Below are 18192 nucleotides of genomic sequence, written 5' to 3'. Positions count from 1 at the left end.
AACTATAATTTAAATTTTTTTTCTAAAACAGTATTCGAACTTCCGCCAACAAAAACCATGAAATCACCTGGTTCTACAACAAACTCACCAGTATTATTGTAAAATCCTAATTCATCTTCCGTTAAGGTTATGGTAATTTGTTTGGTCTCTCCAGATTCTAACGCCACTAACTCAAAACCTTTTAGTTCTTTCACAGGACGTGTGACACTCGCAAACAAATCGCGGATATAAAGCTGTGCAACCTCTTTTCCTTTTGCGCTTCCTGTATTTTTTAAGCTGAAAGAGACCTCAACGGTATTCGTATTTACAACATTTACATGTAAATTAGAATATTGGAAAGTTGTGTAACTTAACCCATGACCAAACGGATACAGCGGTGTATTACTTTCGTCGGTATAATGCGACCAAAACACACTATTCGGTTCGTTGGCTGATGGTCTTCCTGTATTTTTAAAATTGTAATAAATAGGAAGTTGTCCTACGCTTCTTGGAAACGTCATAGGTAATTTTCCACTTGGGTTATAATCACCATACAACACTTGCGCAATGGCATTACCGCTTTGTGTGCCTAAATGCCACGCTTCAACAATAGCAGGAATATGTGCATCTGCCCACGGAATAGTTAACGGACGACCATTATTCAATACCAAAACAATGTTTTTATTTACGGCGTAAACGGCTTCTAACAATTCTTGCTGAACACCTGGTAAACCTAATAGCGCTCTACTTCTAGCCTCACCACTTTGAAATGCGTGTTCCCCTAGAACCATAACTACAACATCGGCATTTTTTGCAGTGTTTATGGCTTTAGAAAATTCCGATTTATCGTTTGTATTGATATTTAATTCAAACGGAAAAGACGCACCACCAGTAATCACATTCGCGCCTTTTGCAAAGGTTAATTGATTGTTCTTGTATTGTTGCATGCCTTCTAAAACCGAAATGGCTGTACCATCTTCCGCACCAATACGCCAGCTTCCTAACGGACTCGTTTTATCGTCTGCCAATGCGCCTATTAAAGCTATTTTTTGTCCTTCTTTTTTAAGCGGAAGTGTATTGTTTTCATTTTTTAAAAGCACAATAGATTTTTTTGCCATTTCTAAAACGGCATCATGAATTTCTTGACTTCCTGTAACTTCTTTTTCGCGAGAAGCATCGCAGTATTTATAGGGATCGTCGAATAATCCTAACTCAAATTTTACGCGTAAAATACGCTTAACGGCATCGTTAATGTGTGCTTCGGAAACTTTGCCTTCGTTTACTAAATTTGCTAATTCTGCAACATAAGCATAGGATTCCATATCCATATCCGATCCAGCATTTGCCGATAATTCTGCGGCATGCTTTTTATTTTCGGCGTAACCATGAGCAATCATTTCTGACATTGAACCCCAATCAGACACCACAAAACCATCAAATTCCCAACTCCCTTTTAAAACATAGCGTTGTAAATAAGCATTTCCTGTAGCAGGAATACCATTGAGTTCGTTAAACGAATTCATAAACGTGCGCACGCCAGCATCAACCGTTGCTTTAAACGGCGGAAAAATGATGTTATTTAAAGTTGATGTACCCACATCTACGGTGTTGTAATCTTTACCAGATTCGGCAAAACCATAACCAGCCCAATGTTTAGCGCAAGCCGCTATAGTGTTGTGTGTGCTTAAATCGTCGCCTTGAAAACCTTCAACTCTTGCCACAGCGATTTTAGAACCTAAGAACGTATCTTCGCCAGCACCTTCCATTACACGTCCCCAACGGGCATCACGAGAAATATCCACCATCGGTGCAAACGTCCAATTTATACCTGCCGCTGAGGCTTCTAAGGCAGCAACTTCAGCAGATTTTTTAATAGCTTGTAAATCCCAACTTGCTGCTTCTGCCAGTGGTATTGGACTCAACGTTTTATAGCCATGAATAACATCGAAACCGATAATTAACGGAATACCTAAACGCGTTTCTTCAACGGCAATTTTTTGTACTGTGCGTACATTTTCTACACCTGTAACATTAAGCATGGAACCCACATAGCCTTTGCGTAAATGTTCATATTTCTTGGCTGCATCCCCATTTTCTGGGGTTGGTCCAGTAACGTCCCAAAACCCGTTATACTGGTTCATTTGCCCAATTTTTTCTTCAAGCGTCATTATAGAAAGTAAGGAATCAACCTTATTTTCTATGCTTATATCCTCTGAAATATTTGTAGGGTTTGCTTGGTCTTGCTGCTTGCAACCCAAGGTAACAAGCAGCAAAACTAGCCCTATTAGTTTTGCTGTTTTCATGTTTTACTGATAAACTCTTACATATTCAATTTCCATAGTATCTTGAATAAATGCAGGATCGATTGTTCCTCCTAATGTTCCGCCCATAGCGACATTTAAAATTATAAAGAAATCGGCATTAAAGGCTGTATCTGGCGTGTTCGCCCAACTTAAAAATACCGTATCGTCAACCAAAATTTTAATAGCGGTTGACGTCCACTCTACTGAATAATTATGAAATTCGGAAGTCGAGGTCGCATTTGGTGTTTCATTAAAAATGGCATCACCACCAGAATTACCAGGCATATGTAAAGCTGCCGATGTTATAGATTTATCCCAACCTGTTTGCTCCATAATATCTATTTCTCCACAAGCTGGCCAGTCTACAACATCAAAATTGGCACCAAGCATCCAAATTGCAGGCCATGTACCTTGTGCAGATGGTAACTTAGCTCGCACCTCAACACGACCGTAAGTGAACTCTTGTAAATCTTGAGATTTTAATCGCGCCGATGTATAACCTCCAGAACCATCTGCCACAGCTGTAATTTTTAACATGCCATCTTCAACAATAACATTTTCGGCATTATTGGTATAGGTTTGTACTTCGTTATTTCCCCAGCCGCCTGCACCTAAATCATAGGTCCATTTTGCAGCGTCTGGAGCTCCTGGAGTATCAAACTCATCAGACCATACTAAGGTGTTAAATACACTTTGGAAAGTATCTTCGGCCGGACTTGTTTGGAATTTTAAATACCATGCTAATCCTGGATCGTTTCCATCTAAGGTACGTACATGTAATTCGGTATCGGTGATGGAAATAATTTCGTAAGTTGATGAACCAATGTAATAGCTCATAAAAGCATCGTTTGAAAAATTCATAACTGTACCACGTACCTCAAAATCTGGATCTGGTAATAAAGACCAATCGGTTGATGTTGGTGCTAATGACACAATACTTGTTCCTGAAGTATCGAAAGCAAAACAAGCATCTTCTCCGGCATTTTCACCAATTACAGATTGATGTCCGGCATTGAAAAAAGTGAATCCGTTGTTGTTTAACTCGTAAGTTAATTGACCATTTGCATCTAAATTAAACGTAAGCTCATCATCACAAAAACAAGCACTAATTTCTACACCACATTTCTCAAAAGGTTGTGCCGCATACCATTTTGGATACCAATAGCCTTCTGCATCGATACTTGCATTTCCTGGACCAACACCTAAATGCTCACTATCGGCAGCCGCTAAATACCATGTTCTGCTAGAACCACCGCTTAATAATTGTTTTGCTTCAGGATCATCAAAATCACTTCTAACGGTTACTTCAATAGCCGTACTAGACGATAAACCACCTGTACCAACAGCGTTTACCACCACGGTATAAGTGTTTACACCAACTTTTGTAAAACGATGCATTACCTCGCCCGAAGGAGCTACTTCGCTTAAACCATCACCAAAATCGAATTTATAACTTACCGCATTATTTGCGGTAGCAATTAAGTTTACAAATCCGCTACCATCACCATCTGGATTATCAGTATCTGCACCAACAATTTCAGCCGAAATTTCAACCGTATTTGGCGCTATAATTTCTCCAATTGTAGCATCATCTTCTTGACAACTTAAAACTAGTAATACCAATGAAAGGATGATTGCTATATTATATTTTAAATATTTCATTTTTCTTAGATTTTTAAATTCTTACTAGTTTGTATTGCCAGAACACGCCATCGCCAGCTTCTACATAAACCGACATCGTATTATTATCTATAAACATGACGTTATAAGTAATTGCAGCAGGTGTATCAGCTGGATTACTTAGTTCGCTGCCATTAACCGCTTTCGCTAAGCCAATAAATGAACCTGTACCATTTACAGTTAGGGTGCCTGCAGCAGCATCGTACGTATACGTTGCAGGATTAGAACCATCATGTGGTGCTATTGGTGTACCACAAGAATCTCCACCACCTTGCCAACCTTCTGTCCAAGTTTCGCTACCTAAATTATTTGCAAATGAACCATCGGTACCAAAAACGTAAGTATCGTCGTAATAACATGCTCTTAAACCAACACAATCGGCATCACAATTCCACCAACTTGTGTCTCCAACGGCAGGACCAACACCTAAAGCTCCAGCTTCTTCGGCAAGTTTCCAAGTACCAGCTACTGGAGAAACTACAGCGCCATCTCTAACCAGTTTGTACTGCCAGAATACGCCATCGCCAGCTTCTACATAAACCGAAATGGTATTAGGATCTATAAAATTGATATTATAAGTTACCGAAGCAGGTGTATCGGCAGGATTACTTAATTCGCTACCATTAACGGCTTTTGAAAGACCTATATATGCACCTGTACCGTTTAAGGTTACTGTACCAGCAGCTTCATCGTACACATAAGTTGCCGCGTTAGAACCATCGTGCGGTGCTATTGGCGTACCACAAGAATCGCCGCCACCTTGCCAACCTTCTGTCCAAGTTTCACCACCTAAATTGTTTGTGAATGAACCATCGGTACCAAACACATAGGTATCATCGTAATAACATGCTCTTAAATCGACACAATCGGCATCGCAATTCCACCAACTAATATCTCCAACGGCAGGACCAACACCTAAAGCTCCAACTTCTTGTGCCAGTTTCCAAGTACCAGCTAATCCTGTTGAAGGATTTGAAGGCGCTTTATAGAAATAAATATTATCTATAAACACTGTACCTGAAGCCCAAGGATCGCCTACGAATTTTAATTGGAAAATTTCGGTAACGGTAAGTCCTTGATCGGTATAATCTGAAATTGGGATTTCAATGCTTGTCCACTCGCCTGCTGTTAATGCTGAAACTACAGGAGCTTCGGTAACTGTACCACCGGCATTGTTAATAAGTGAGGTTTCGATAGTGTTTATACCTTCGGCCATCCAAACATCAAGATGAAGATATTCCATACCTGAAACATCAACTGAAGTACCATCTGCTAATGCAATACCTTGGTAACTTAAATTAATGTATTGTAACATGGTATCGCCATTTAAATCGAATTCTGCCCATCCGCTACCTTGTCCTGCTTGTCCCCAATCTGGGAAATAGTTAGTACCTTCAACATTCGTGTATGCACCGCTGTAAATTGAAATAACATCTTCAGGATTACGCGACATTGGCGTTGGTGCTGCATTTAAAGGCTGAAGAATTGCGGTAACCTCAAATTCCTCAGAATACTCTGTAGTTGCAATAGCAGCACTCATTGATACCACACGAATGGTATACGTTCCTGCTTCTTGATAGGTGTAAGATACTGTATCTCCATTGTTTCCAGCAACTGGCTCATCGTTACCTGGTTCGCCAAAATACACTTCGTAAGACAATGCATAATCGGCACTTGCTTTTACGTTAACTTGTTTAGAAACCGCAGCATCATTTTCAATAGTAACTAATAAATTTTCAGGCGCTTTAAACGACACTAAAATAGGTTGTGTTGCCGTTGTTTTAAGTCCGTTTAAACCTGTTGCTGTAATGGTAGCATCATAACTACCTTCGCTGTACGTATGTTGCGTGCTTTGTCCTGGTTTTATAGCTTCTGATTCTCCAGAACCATCGCCATAATTAATTGTAAAAGTAACCGCACCTTCACCAAGAGGTGTAATAGTTACAAGTCCCGTATTATCTTGTGTAACACTAACAGCTGCCGAAATGTTTGATGGTGCAGCGATACTATCTACAAAATCGGTATTATCGTCTTCCTGTACACAACTCACTACGAATAATGCAATCAGACAAAATTTTAATATATGTTTTAATGAATTCATAGTCTTATTTTTTAGTAGTTTGGATTTTGTTCCCAGTTGCCATTTGAAAACTGAATTTCTTCAAAAGGAATAGGGAATACTTCATTTTTACCAGCGGTAAACCCATCAATTTCTTGTGCAGCTTTACCCGTTCTAACTAAATCGAAAAAACGATGCCCCTCGCCTACTAATTCTACACGACGTTCGTTAGCAATAGCATCGGTTAAGGCTACTCCCGTTGAAGTAACATTGTGATTTGTATCACCAAAAGCTCTGGCACGAACACGATTTAAAAATTGTTGTGCTTTAGTATCGTCAATATTGCCGCGGTTATAAGCTTCGGCTGCCATTAACAATACATCGGCAAAACGAATTGACCTATAATTATTTGGATTTGTAAGGTTTTGATCTCCAGTATTTAAATCGCCTTTACGCGCAATATATTTTCTGTTGTAATACCCTGTGTGTTCATAACCTGTACCAAAAGTAGCACCATTTAAAGCAGCCCAATTTTCAATATCTAAAATGGCTACATCTTTACGTAAATCATCAGCTTCAAAAGCATCAACGACTTCTTGAGTAGGAACATTAAAGCTGAATCCAGAATCGAATAATGGTCCATTATAGTTACGAATACCGTTAAAACCGACTGCCACATTACCTTCGCTACATTGTAAACATTCAAAACCAGCACCTTCAGCATCAGAATATTGTACTTCAAATACAGATTCTATGTTGTTTTCATTGTCATTTTCAAAAATAGTATCGTAATCGCTTACCAAATCGTAAGGGCCGTTTACAATTAAATTGTTTAAAACCGTAGCTGCTTCAGAAAATTTATCTTGGTATAAATAGGCTTTTCCTAAAAGCGCTTGTGCGGCACCTTTGGTAACACGCCCAACTTCTGGTGCCGTATAATTTAAATTATCGACTGCATATTTTAAATCGGCTTCAATTAAAGCATACACATCGCTTACCGAAGCACGTGGTAAACTGGTTTCATCACCTAACTGAAAACGCGTTTCCTTTAATGGAATTGGTCCAAACCATTTTACTAACTCGAAATAATAATACGCTCTTAAAAAACGGGCTTCACCAATAATAATTTCTCTACCTTCAAAATCGGTTTTATCTTGAAATTCAAGAATAAAATTAGCACGATTTACACCGGCGTACATCCAATCCCAAAGTTTTCTAAGTTCACTATTTACGGGTGTATGAATCATATCATCAACTTGTTGCCAGCCAACTACATCGGTTGCACTTTCGCCACCGCATAAGGTATTATCGGAAGCTATTTCACCTAAAATAACATTAACATAGGTTGCTTGTAACAAATCGTAAGCCCCAATAAGCGCTTGGTAATAATCGTCTTCGGAATTAAAATAATTTTCGGAATCTATACTGTACCGATCAACATCTTCTAAATAAGAATCGCCGCAAGAATTAGCACCAAAAAGCACTAAAACAACAAGTATACTTTTAACTGTTTTATTTATATATTTTTTCATGATGCTTGTATTAAATTGATAAGTTTAAACCTAAAATAAACTGTCTGGAAATAGGATAAAACCCATAATCGATACTACCACCAATTGCATTGCCATTGGTTGCAGCAGGATCGTAACCATTGTATTTTGTAAATGTGAATGCGTTGTTTACTGAAGCGTAAAAACGACATTTGCTCATACCTAATTTTTCGATTACAGCATTAGGTAACGAATAGCCTAATTGAATGTTTTGAATTCTTAAGAATGAAGAATCTTCAACATAAAAATCGGAAAATAACTTATTTGAAGTACCTGCAGTTGTAGCACGAGGTACAGTATTGCTTGTGCCCTCGCCTGTCCATCTATTTAAATACAGATTTAAACGATTTACATTAGGCTGATCGCGCTCGTAGTTACGCACGGTTTCTTTACCTAATTCGGCATACATATAAGCACCAAAATCGAGGTTTTTATAATTGAAACTTAAGTTAAGTCCCATAATGTAATCAGCTATGGGTTTACCTAAATAGGTTCTATCGTCGATAGTAATTTCGCCATCGCCATTAACGTCAACAAAACGAATATCGCCAGGAGCAGCATCGGCACCTAAACCAGATTGAGAAGGATGTGCATCCACTTCAGCTTGATTTTGAAAAATACCATAGGTTTTTAAACCGTAGAAATAGCCTATCGGTTGGCCAATTTCCATTCTAGCAATAGCAGGTTGCCCAACACTAAACGAGCCACCTTCTGGAATATTACCACCATTTATTGCAGTAACTTCACTCTCTATTTTTGTTACATTATAACTGATGTTAAACGAAACATCGTCTGCAATAAATTGTTTATAATTTAAAAATAACTCGATACCTTTATTTCTGGTTGTACCAGCATTAACCGTAGGTAACCCAGCACCAGGAGCACCGGCACCTATAATTCCTGAGATTGGAAAACCACTAATTAATAAGTCGTTTCTATCTTCAACAAAATAATCGGCTACAATTTCAAATTTATTATCAAATAAGTTTAAATCTAAACCAATATCTAACTTTTCTGCTGTTTCCCATTTAGCATCGGGATTAGGAATTCTACCATTTGCTGTTCCAGTAACCAAAGCACCATTTAAAACATAAGTAGCTTCACCACTTAATAAGGCACGGTATAAATCTTGACCTACATTATTTCCTAAAGTACCGTAGCTAGCTCTAAGTTTTAAAAAGTTTATAACGTTTGAATCTTTTAAAAAGTTTTCATCGGAAATTTTCCAACCTGCAGTAGCTGAATAGAAATAATCGATTCGGTTTTCAGGCGCAAAGTCAGACGAACCATCGCGACGAATCATTGCAGAAAGTAAATATTTGCTATTGTAGTCGTACTGTAGCCTTCCAAAGTATGACGATAAACGCGTATCGTAAATATATGAACTTGTAGATTTTGCTTCGCTTAAACCATTGGCCAAAGAAATATCGGCAAATTCCCAAGAATTATTAGGCACATCAAAACCAGTAGCTTGTAAATTATCGCCCCAAGCACGTTGCGCACTCGTACCCAATGTAAATGAGGTATTGTGATTTTCGTCAAATACTTTATTGTATGTAGCAAAAGTATCCCAAGTATAGGAATTGTTCGTGTTTTTAGTTTGTGTTACACTACTTCTATCGGTATTAAACACTTTACCCGAACCGTAATTTACAATAGGTGCAAAAGTTTTACCAGTATCGTTATAGGCTTTTAAACCAATACGTGATGTAATGGTTAGTCCTTCAATAGGTTTGTAATCGGCTTGAAAAGTACCTTCAATTGAGCTTCCTTTATAATCGTTAAAGGTATTCGCTATTTGCGATAATGGATTTACCACTTCGTTACCTAAAAAACCACTAGTATCTTCTTGATTTAAACTATAAGTTGGTGCATAATTTAAAGCGTTGAATAATGGTGTTCCTAAGGCATTTTCGCCTATAGTTCCACGATTGTTAACAAAATAGTTGGCCGAAGTTGTAAATTTTAATTTCTCAGAAACATCAAAACTTAATTTAATCTTGGCATTAGCACGTTGAAAGTTTGATTTTTCACTCGCAATAATACCATCTTGTTCTAAAATAGAACCACCAAAATAATAGGTGCTTTTTTCGCCTCCACCAGTAACCGATAAACTATGGTTTGTAATTGGTGCGGTTTCAAAAAGTTGGTCTTGCCAATCTATTCCAGCTCCCAAACCACTAACATTTGGGAATGGTAATGCTTGCCCGTTGGCCGCGTAGCTTTCGTTTAAAATTAAAGCATATTCGGTGGCATTTAAATAAGGTAATTTTCTGGTGGTTTGTTGCATACCAGTATAACCTGTGTAATTAATTTTTGCTTTGGCATTATTTCTACCCGATTTTGTAGTAACTAATACCACGCCATTGGCTCCTTGAATACCATAAATAGCCGCTTGAGCATCTTTTAAAATGGTAAAAGTCTCAATATCGCTTGGGTTGATAGAGTTTAACTCACCTTTATACCCATCAATAATTACCAATGGTTCATTATTAAGGTTAGAACTAACGCCGCGAATTAATATATTAAAATTACCACCTGGAGAACCCGAAGGTGCTGTAACCGAAACCCCGGCAGAGGTACCTTGTAAGGCTTGCGCTGCATCTATTGGGCGTAAATCTTCAAGTGTTTCGGCCGATACTGTAGATACCGCTCCCGTAACATCTTTTTTCTTTTGTGTACCATAACCAACTACAACCACTTCGTCGAGTTGCGATACATCTTCTTGTAATGTAATAGTTAGGTTTTGGTTTGAAGTAATAACCACATCTTTTGTTATATAACCTATATAACTTACGGTTATGGTTGCACCAGTATTAACCTTATTTAGCGTAAAGTTACCATCAAAATCGGTGGTCGTTCCAGTGGTTGTTCCTTTAATAATAACATTGGCACCTGGAATAGGAAATCCAGTTTCATCTTGAACAATACCACTTACACTAGTAGTTTGTGCATGCGACCATATACATAAGAATAAGGCTAAACATTTAATTAGCGTGTGTCTCATAAAATTTAGTTTTAGTTTGAAATAAAATTACAAAACACAATTAAAGTATTTTTATAAAACACCTCAACAAAAAACATACATCGTAAAAAAAATATATTTTTATTAATGATTCTATAATTTTAGTTGATTATATGCCGAAAACAAAGGCTTTAAACTAAACCTTTAAATATGGTTAAAAATAGCTTTGTTGTGGTGTTGTATAGGTATAAATTCACTATGTATAGTAACTATACACTTAAAATATAATCGGTTAAACTGGCTTCGTGCTTTAAATTCATCTTTTTTCGCAATCGGTAACGTTTTACTTCGACACTTCGAGGAGAAATATTTAAAAGTGGAGCAATTTCTTTTGAAGCTAAATTTAAACGTAAATAGGCACATAAACGTAAATCGTTTGAAGTAAGCTCTGGATGCAGTTGCTTTATTTTTTTTAGGAAGTCTTTATCGGCATTATTAAATGCTTCTTCAAAGAGATGCCAATCGTCGGTATTATTAATATTCTTATCAATAATATTTATGACACGTTTAATAGATTTAACATCGTTTACGTTTTGTAATTCCTTTTTCAAATTATTTAAAAACTCATTTTTCTTAATTAAGTTCATGGTAGAAATACCCAACTCTCGGTTTTTATTTTCGATGTCTTGACGCAACTTATCATTATTAAACCGCGTTAATTGCGCTTTATTTTCGAGCTCTTTTAACTCTAATTCACGTTGCTTTTTAATAATAAGTTTCTTTTGTTGCTTTTTAAAACTTCGTTTATACTGATTATGCATAAACACAGAAAATAACAGTACCATCAAGCCATAACAACCCATCATAGCATTTGAAATATACCAAGGTCGTTTAATACTAAAACTAAAGGTTTCGGTATTTGTAGACAAAGTACTTCCTATTTTGGCACGTACTTTAAAAGTATAATTACCATGTGGTAAATTCTCAAAAAATTCTTCAGGTTTTTTAGTCCAATTACTCCAAGTGTTTTGAATCCCTTCTAATTGGTATTGGTACTCGGCTAGTGCAAATTTTTGATATTCGGGCACACTAAAGGTGAACCTAATATTATTATTAGCATAATCGAAGGTTTCATTTTTAAGGGTATTTACATAAATTAAAGCATGATTTGTATTTTTAAATGCACTATTAACAACCTGATTTAAATGTACTTTAAATGGCTTTTGTTTAACCTGCTGTAAATTAAAAATAATGTAACCTGTAGAATTTCCATAAAGAAATTTATTACCCTCTAAATGCGCTATATTTTCGTAACCAGCCACATCGTTTCTTGACAAACTTGGTAAAGCAATATGTGTAAATTTTGGCGTATTACTAAGCTTACTGGTAGCCATGTAAGTTAAACCAGAAACCGATGTTGCCCATAGTTTATTGGTTTGGCTATCTACAATTAATTTTCCTGAAATATATTCGTTTTTATTAAAAAGCTGACTAAAAACAGAATCGCGATCAAAAGTTTTATTAGCTTTATTATACTTATAAACACCACTTATTTGCGAATAATAAATATTGTTTTTGTACTTAATTAAGCTGGTTTTTAATCCGGTTTCAATGGCTTCTTGCGTAATAGCTACCGCTTCGGTTAATTCCTTATTTAAACTAATATTAAAAACACCTTTATACTCGTGGCTTACAAAAACGTTATTGTTATTTAACACTTCGAAATAGCGGCTAGAAATATTAAAACCTTTTATTTTATTTCGAAGTTTCCAGGAATTGTTAGTTTTTTCTAACAGGTAAAGTCCTGTATAATTTCCTTGTAAAAGTAAACGATCGTTAAGTTTTTTTATATTCCAAGTACCTTGAACATTTGCTACCAACTTAGCTTTATTATTATTCACCAAAAACGTACCAGAATTATGCCCGCAAAATAACTCATTATCAATTTTATTTAAACACCAAACTGCACCTTGAGTTCCCGATATAAATTTAAACTCGTCCTTACTATTATAAGCTTTATAAAATAAGCCTTGATTGGTACCAATATATAAATTGCCCTCATGTAATACCGAAGTATTTACGGCTCCAATATGGCCTTCGGTATCGTTATAAATACTAAACGGCGATTTAATATTTATGCAGTTAATGCCATTTTCTAAACCCAACCAAATGTTATTATCTACATCTTCAAAAACCGCTAAAACTGTGTTATTGCTTATTCCAGATTTCTGATTAATTTTATAAACAATATCGCCTTTAGCAGATAATAGTAAAATACCATCGGAAATACTTCCTAAAACAAAACTACCATCCTGCAATTGCTTACTGCTATAAATACGTAAATTATCTAGTGAAGTATTTGCTGGAATTTCCCATTTATCGAGCTGATTATTTTGTAAACTATAAAAACCATTATCCTCGGTTAAAAGCAAAAGTTTATTATGTTGAATAAATATATTTACAACTAAATTTTGTTGAATAATAGGATGATTTGATACTAAACGCGCTTTACCATTTACAATTTCGAACAAACCATTTGTTAATTTTTGAAAATAAATGGAATCGTTTACCTTAAACAAACGATAAATAGTTTCGGTTGAATTTATTATGGAATACGTTTCGGTTTTAGTATTGTAAATGTAAATTCGATTAAGCGATTGAAACAGAATATAATCGTCTATTCCAATAATATTCCATAATTCTTCATCTTCTAAAAAAGGAATATTTAATTGCTGCGATAACGATGTATAATTTAAATTCCCAATATTATCGCGTTGCCAAACACCAAATTCTCGAAAACTACCTGTATAAATCTTATTTTTTATAACTGCTACCGAGCGCAAAATAGTTTTATTTGGAGAGGCATAAACCCGCCATTTTGCGCCATTAAACTCTAAAAGTCCTTTATTATTAGCAATAAAAATAGACTTGTTTTCACCTTGGGAGATACCCCAATTTTGATTTTCGGCACCATACTGCGACGGTGTAAAAATTTGAATGGGTGGACGTTCTTGTGCTGTAACTATTAAAACACAATATATTACAGCAACAAAACTTAACAGTTTATTTAGCTTCAAGGTAAAATTTAGTTTGTTGTATAGCTAAATATAGTAAAAATAACCTTTACAAGCCCTTTTGTATAGGCTATGTAAAGCTTAAAAATTAATCTATACGCTTTATACTACCACCAAAAATTTTACTTTCGTTAACTTTATCTGGGTTACCATAAATAAAAATTTCACCTCCAGCTCTAACCTTAGCATCAACGGTTTTTGATGCCTTTACATAAGCAGAACCTGCCGCATTAATAGAAACTTTAGCTTTTTCTGAATCTAATTCTTTACCATGATATTCGCCACCTGTTAATAACGAAATATCTTGACTTTTTGAGGTTCCTAAAACTTCAATTACACCACCAGTTACTGCTTTTACATTGGTAAACGAAACATCTACGGGTATTTTAATTATTCCACCTTCTTGAGCATTTAAATCTATTTCAAACTGTTTTATGGTATCGTTTGAGGTTACAGTTGACCCTTCGTTTACATCAATAACATCTACTTTGGTGTAATACAATGTTACTTTAGTTTGGTTACCTTCAAACGATTCGCCTAGCTTCATTTTAATTTTTAAAGTACCATTTTTATTAACAATTACAACATCATCTTTATTATCGCCTGTAATTTCAACTTTATCTTCGCTCGCTTTAATAAGCTCTACATTAATTAAATCGTAAACTTTAAGTTCTTTAAATTCACCAACCGTTTTTTCAATAGTATTTTGCGAAAATAAGCTTGCAGTTATAAATAAAACAAGGGTTTTAACTAAGGTCTTCATTTTTAAATTTTATAATTTTTAATTGTACTTTTTATAATTTACGTAAAAGAATCAATAATTGTTCCAATACTTAAAAACTTTAGCAAAACATTATAAATTATTCAACCTTAACCGCAGTACCCGTAACCGAAATAAAAAAATAAGCTCCTCCTTCGGTTTCCATATCTACATTTATACCCACAACCGCGTTTGCTTTTAATTGGTTTGCGTTTGCTTTTAGTTTTTGAAAAGCTTCTTCTTTGGCTTTATTAATAGCTTCAGAAATAATATGCATTGTCTTTTCGGTTTTAAACGAAAACGACGTTTTAATATTGCTCGATACTCCTGTAACTATGCCTAAATAATCGGTAATTTTATGGCCTTCAATATTGTGTGTGGTCGTTAAAATCATAATTATATTTTTTGTTTCAACTAAATTAAAAAATTCACTGATTTTATGTATTTATTTTTTATAATTAAATCTATAAAACCTTAATTATGAACAACAATCACAAAGGTTGGCAACGCGTATTACTTATACTTATTCCGTATTTTATTATCGTTAGCATTTTTCAATTAATTGGATACTTACTGGCCGGATTTCATATAAAAGACATTGCTGCAGGCCAATATAACCCAAATACATATCAACAAATGATTATTACGCTTTGCGGACTATTTGGTACATTGATAGTTGTATGGATTTTTTTAAAATTTTTAGATAAAGAAACCTTTTTACAAATAGGCCTTAACTTAAAAAACCGATTAAAAGATTTAATAGTTGGTCTATTTTTAGGAAGCCTTATTATGATTCTCGCCTACTTTTTATTAATTACTTTAAACGAAATAGTCTTTATTAAAACGCTTTTCAAATTTAAAGAACTCTTGTACTCAACAGTAATTTTTAGTGCAGTTGCCATAGCCGAAGAAGTATTATTTCGAGGCTATATTTTAAAAAATTTAATGATTTCGTTTAACAAGTATTTCGCTTTGCTGCTCTCGTCATTATTATTTTCATTATTTCATGGTGCCAACCAAAACATTGATGCTTTTGCATTACTAAACCTATTATTTGCCGGAATATTACTCGGTATTTCGTACATACACACCAAAAACTTATGGTTTCCCATAGCGTTTCATTTAAGTTGGAATTTAAGCCAAACTTTAGTTGGATTTAATGTAAGCGGGAAAGATTTTTACTCCATAATAAATTTTGAAATTTTAAAAAACAACACCATAAATGGTGGAAATTTTGGTTTTGAAGGCTCCTTTTTTGCATTAATTACCATGATTATTTTAATTGTAATTATTGATGTATACTATAGAAGAAAATCAGCTTTAAATAAAAACATATAAATAAACCCGAATGTTTACCAATGGATTTTACAGGTCGCCCCATGAAAGGTTATATTTTTGTAACTCCAGAAGGTTTCGATTTAGATAGTGATTTAGAATATTGGATACAATTAACCTTAAATTTTAATCCGATTGCAAAGTCTAGTAAAAAGAAAAATTAATTAACATTTGTTAAGAAAAGTAAAATTTTATATGTATTTCATTTCTTTCAAATAACTAAAAATCAGTCGTTTTTAGTTGAAACGTTTTAAGTATATCCTTATTTTATGTAAATTACGCAGTTGATTTTTTTCATAAACTAAACATAAAAACACATGATACGGGACTTTTGGAAGGAAGAATGGAAGAATATAATTTTTGATGATGCTATTGCAGAAAACGAAAAATTTAAAATATCGAATTATGGTCGTATTATAAATTGTAAAGGTGAAAAAGAATTTTTAGTGAAAGAGTCATTTATAAACGGTTACAGAAACTTACCATTAAAACAAAGACTAAACGGAAAATCTACCAGTAGATATATTCACAAACTAGTTGCGCAGCATTTTTTAGAACAAAATGATGGCATTTACGTCATTCATTTAAATTACGATAAAACCGACAACCGTGTTGAAAATTTAAAATGGGCTACAAAACGCGAAAAAGAGGTGCATCAGTTTAGTAATCCAGAATATAAAAATAAACCTAGAAAACGTACTTACGCAAAACTTACCGAAAATAAAGTAAAACTTATTAAACGTAAAATTAACGACCCAAATAGAAGAACCCGTTTAAAAATGATTGCAAAACAATTTGGTATCTCCGAAATGCAATTATATCGCATAAAATCTGGTGAAAATTGGAGTTCGGTAACCGAATATTAATTTATTAAAACTAAAAAAATCCTAGAAATTAAATTCTAGGATTTTTTTATAAATTAACTTTTTTTGTCTGGTTGAGCGTAGTCGAAAGGCAAATGTCACTGTATCATCATTTAGCTTTTGATTATTATTTCATAATTTTCATATTGAACTAAGGTTAATTTATACTATTTAAAAACTTAAGCGGTAACAACGGAGGCATCTACTACTTTTTGTAAATCTTCTATACGCTTTTGTTCGTCTTTTGCAGCTTGCTCCTCTTGAGGTGAAAACTTTACGAGTAAACCAAGAAATCCAACAGCGGCTACCACAAAACCAAAGGCAAAGAATGCTTCTTGTAAACTAGAACCACTACGTAGTAAATACTGTGCATAAAGCACTGCACCTACATTACCACCAGCACCAACTATACCAGAAACTGCACCTAAAGCTTTACGATTAATAAACGGTACAACAGAATAAGTTGCACCTTCTGCCATTTGTACAAATAAGGAGAAGAACACCATACTTGCAACGGCAAATCCTAAAACATTCATTTGAGAGAATAACAATAAAGCTGCACCTTCAGCAATAACAACATAAACCAATATTTTTACACGACCATTAAGACCCGAATTTTTTCCAAATTTATCGGCAATCCAACCACCTGTTGAACGTGCAAACAAATTCATAGCTCCAAAGAAAAGCACTATAAAACCTGCCGATTCTTGACTTAAACCAAACTTTTCTTGATAATACGTAGATGCTTTCCCTGTAACAAACAATTCCATACCAAAACAACCCGCATACATTAAAAATAAAATCCAAACACGCTTATCTGAAGCTGCAGTTAAAAACAATCCTTTTTCTCCTTTCTTAACTTGTGGTCTTTCTTCTGGTAAATCGGTATAATTTCCTTTCGGACAATCTGTAGTGTATTTCCAATATAAAAAGGCTACAACCAACATAATTACTGCAGGAACATACATAGCAATTCGCCATTGCGTATTCGCTTCAGCTAAACCTAAAGCTAAAACACCTGAGGCAATTAACGGCATTACTGCATTTGTAACACCACCACCTAAATTACCCCAACCGGCTGTTGTTGCATTTGCAATACCAATAACATTAGGAGCAAACATCACCGAAGTGTGATATTGTGTAATTACAAACGAAGCACCTATAACACCTATGGCCAATCTTGAAATTAAATAGGTTTCCCAAGTATGTGCAAACGACGAACCTGCCACAGCAAACGCTCCAAATACTAATAAGTAAACATAACTTTTTCGAGGTCCTATTTTATCGCACAACGAACCAATTAACAAACGTGCAAAAATGGTAACACCAACCGATGCTATAAAGGCTAAAGTGGTTTGCGCTTTAGTTAATTCTAAATCTAATGCTATAGTTGATTTCATTAATGGTGCGTGAGAAAACCAACCAAAAAAGCATAAAAAGAAAGCAATCCAACTTAAATGAAATGTACGCATTTGTACAGTTTTAAAATCGGTAAGCTTAATTTTTGTGGCTTTACTTGTACTTAAATGATCCATGATAATAATGCGATTAAATTAAAATAATTAAGTAATAATACTTAGAAAATACTTATATATCGCAAACATACATGTTTTTTATCAATATA

12 protein-coding genes are annotated in these 18192 nt (G+C 34.7%); 3 read left to right on the top strand and 9 right to left on the bottom strand.

Annotation, left to right across the window (positions count from 1 at the left end; translation table 11 throughout):
- Positions 1-2 precede the first annotated feature (2 nt).
- From bglX to PK35_RS04820, 8 genes are all read right to left on the bottom strand, one after another.
- Positions 3-2282, bottom strand: a complete 2280-nt coding sequence (gene bglX, locus PK35_RS04860; RefSeq protein ID WP_044625554.1) for a beta-glucosidase BglX — start codon at positions 2280-2282, stop codon at positions 3-5.
- Between the two features lie 3 nt (positions 2283-2285).
- The gene (locus PK35_RS04855) at positions 2286-3944 is read right to left on the bottom strand and encodes a family 16 glycosylhydrolase (protein ID WP_044625553.1); all 1659 of its coding nucleotides are present in this window, start codon (positions 3942-3944) and stop codon (positions 2286-2288) included.
- A 13-nt stretch (positions 3945-3957) separates the two neighbouring features.
- Positions 3958-6063 (bottom strand): PKD domain-containing protein, encoded by a 2106-nt coding sequence (locus tag PK35_RS17115; protein ID WP_131474394.1) that lies wholly within the window; start codon positions 6061-6063, stop codon positions 3958-3960.
- Positions 6064-6074: 11 nt separating this feature from the next.
- Positions 6075-7553 (bottom strand): RagB/SusD family nutrient uptake outer membrane protein, encoded by a 1479-nt coding sequence (locus PK35_RS04840; protein WP_044625552.1) that lies wholly within the window; start codon positions 7551-7553, stop codon positions 6075-6077.
- A 10-nt stretch (positions 7554-7563) separates the two neighbouring features.
- A complete protein-coding gene (locus PK35_RS04835) occupies positions 7564-10578 on the bottom strand; it encodes a SusC/RagA family TonB-linked outer membrane protein (protein ID WP_044625551.1) in 3015 nt (1004 codons plus the stop codon).
- A 227-nt stretch (positions 10579-10805) separates the two neighbouring features.
- A complete protein-coding gene (locus PK35_RS04830; RefSeq protein ID WP_044625550.1) occupies positions 10806-13613 on the bottom strand; it encodes a triple tyrosine motif-containing protein in 2808 nt (935 codons plus the stop codon).
- A gap of 85 nt (positions 13614-13698) precedes the next feature.
- Positions 13699-14373, bottom strand: coding sequence for a head GIN domain-containing protein (locus PK35_RS04825; protein ID WP_044625549.1), 675 nt, complete (start codon positions 14371-14373; stop codon positions 13699-13701).
- Between the two features lie 97 nt (positions 14374-14470).
- Positions 14471-14764 (bottom strand): YbjQ family protein, encoded by a 294-nt coding sequence (locus tag PK35_RS04820; RefSeq protein ID WP_044625548.1) that lies wholly within the window; start codon positions 14762-14764, stop codon positions 14471-14473.
- An 86-nt stretch (positions 14765-14850) separates the two neighbouring features.
- On the opposite strand from PK35_RS04820, the gene PK35_RS04815 reads away from it, so the two are divergent.
- The 3 genes from PK35_RS04815 to PK35_RS04805 all read left to right on the top strand — a co-directional run bounded on the left by PK35_RS04815 (position 14851) and on the right by PK35_RS04805 (position 16571).
- A complete protein-coding gene (locus PK35_RS04815; RefSeq protein WP_044625547.1) occupies positions 14851-15708 on the top strand; it encodes a CPBP family intramembrane glutamic endopeptidase in 858 nt (285 codons plus the stop codon).
- Between the two features lie 20 nt (positions 15709-15728).
- On the top strand, positions 15729-15869 hold the full coding sequence (locus PK35_RS17495; protein WP_202903812.1) for a hypothetical protein: 141 nt from the start codon (positions 15729-15731) through the stop codon (positions 15867-15869).
- A gap of 153 nt (positions 15870-16022) precedes the next feature.
- Positions 16023-16571, top strand: a complete 549-nt coding sequence (locus tag PK35_RS04805; protein ID WP_044625546.1) for an HNH endonuclease — start codon at positions 16023-16025, stop codon at positions 16569-16571.
- 176 nt (positions 16572-16747) lie between these two features.
- On the opposite strand, the gene PK35_RS04800 is transcribed toward PK35_RS04805, so the two are convergent.
- Positions 16748-18103 (bottom strand): MFS transporter, encoded by a 1356-nt coding sequence (locus PK35_RS04800; protein WP_044625545.1) that lies wholly within the window; start codon positions 18101-18103, stop codon positions 16748-16750.
- Between the last annotated feature and the right edge of the window lie 89 nt (positions 18104-18192).

Origin of the sequence: Neotamlana nanhaiensis (assembly GCF_000943555.1) — a bacterium.
Taxonomy (GTDB): Bacteria; Bacteroidota; Bacteroidia; order Flavobacteriales; family Flavobacteriaceae; genus Neotamlana; species Neotamlana nanhaiensis.
The sequence above is the reverse complement of the archived record's forward strand: the minus strand, read 5'-3'. Positions and strand labels throughout refer to the sequence as shown.

Bases quoted from the DNA above. Each gene is read 5' to 3' on its own strand.
- bglX (WP_044625554.1), bottom strand. From the start codon at position 2,282: ATGAAAACAGCAAAACTAATAGGGCTAGTTTTGCTGCTTGTTACCTTG.
- PK35_RS04855 (WP_044625553.1), bottom strand. From the start codon at position 3,944: ATGAAATATTTAAAATATAATATAGCAATCATCCTTTCATTGGTATTA.
- PK35_RS17115 (WP_131474394.1), bottom strand. From the start codon at position 6,063: ATGAATTCATTAAAACATATATTAAAATTTTGTCTGATTGCATTATTC.
- PK35_RS04840 (WP_044625552.1), bottom strand. From the start codon at position 7,553: ATGAAAAAATATATAAATAAAACAGTTAAAAGTATACTTGTTGTTTTA.
- PK35_RS04835 (WP_044625551.1), bottom strand. From the start codon at position 10,578: ATGAGACACACGCTAATTAAATGTTTAGCCTTATTCTTATGTATATGG.
- PK35_RS04825 (WP_044625549.1), bottom strand. From the start codon at position 14,373: ATGAAGACCTTAGTTAAAACCCTTGTTTTATTTATAACTGCAAGCTTA.
- PK35_RS04820 (WP_044625548.1), bottom strand. From the start codon at position 14,764: ATGATTTTAACGACCACACACAATATTGAAGGCCATAAAATTACCGAT.
- PK35_RS04815 (WP_044625547.1), top strand. From the start codon at position 14,851: ATGAACAACAATCACAAAGGTTGGCAACGCGTATTACTTATACTTATT.
- PK35_RS17495 (WP_202903812.1), top strand. From the start codon at position 15,729: ATGGATTTTACAGGTCGCCCCATGAAAGGTTATATTTTTGTAACTCCA.
- PK35_RS04805 (WP_044625546.1), top strand. From the start codon at position 16,023: ATGATACGGGACTTTTGGAAGGAAGAATGGAAGAATATAATTTTTGAT.
- PK35_RS04800 (WP_044625545.1), bottom strand. From the start codon at position 18,103: ATGGATCATTTAAGTACAAGTAAAGCCACAAAAATTAAGCTTACCGAT.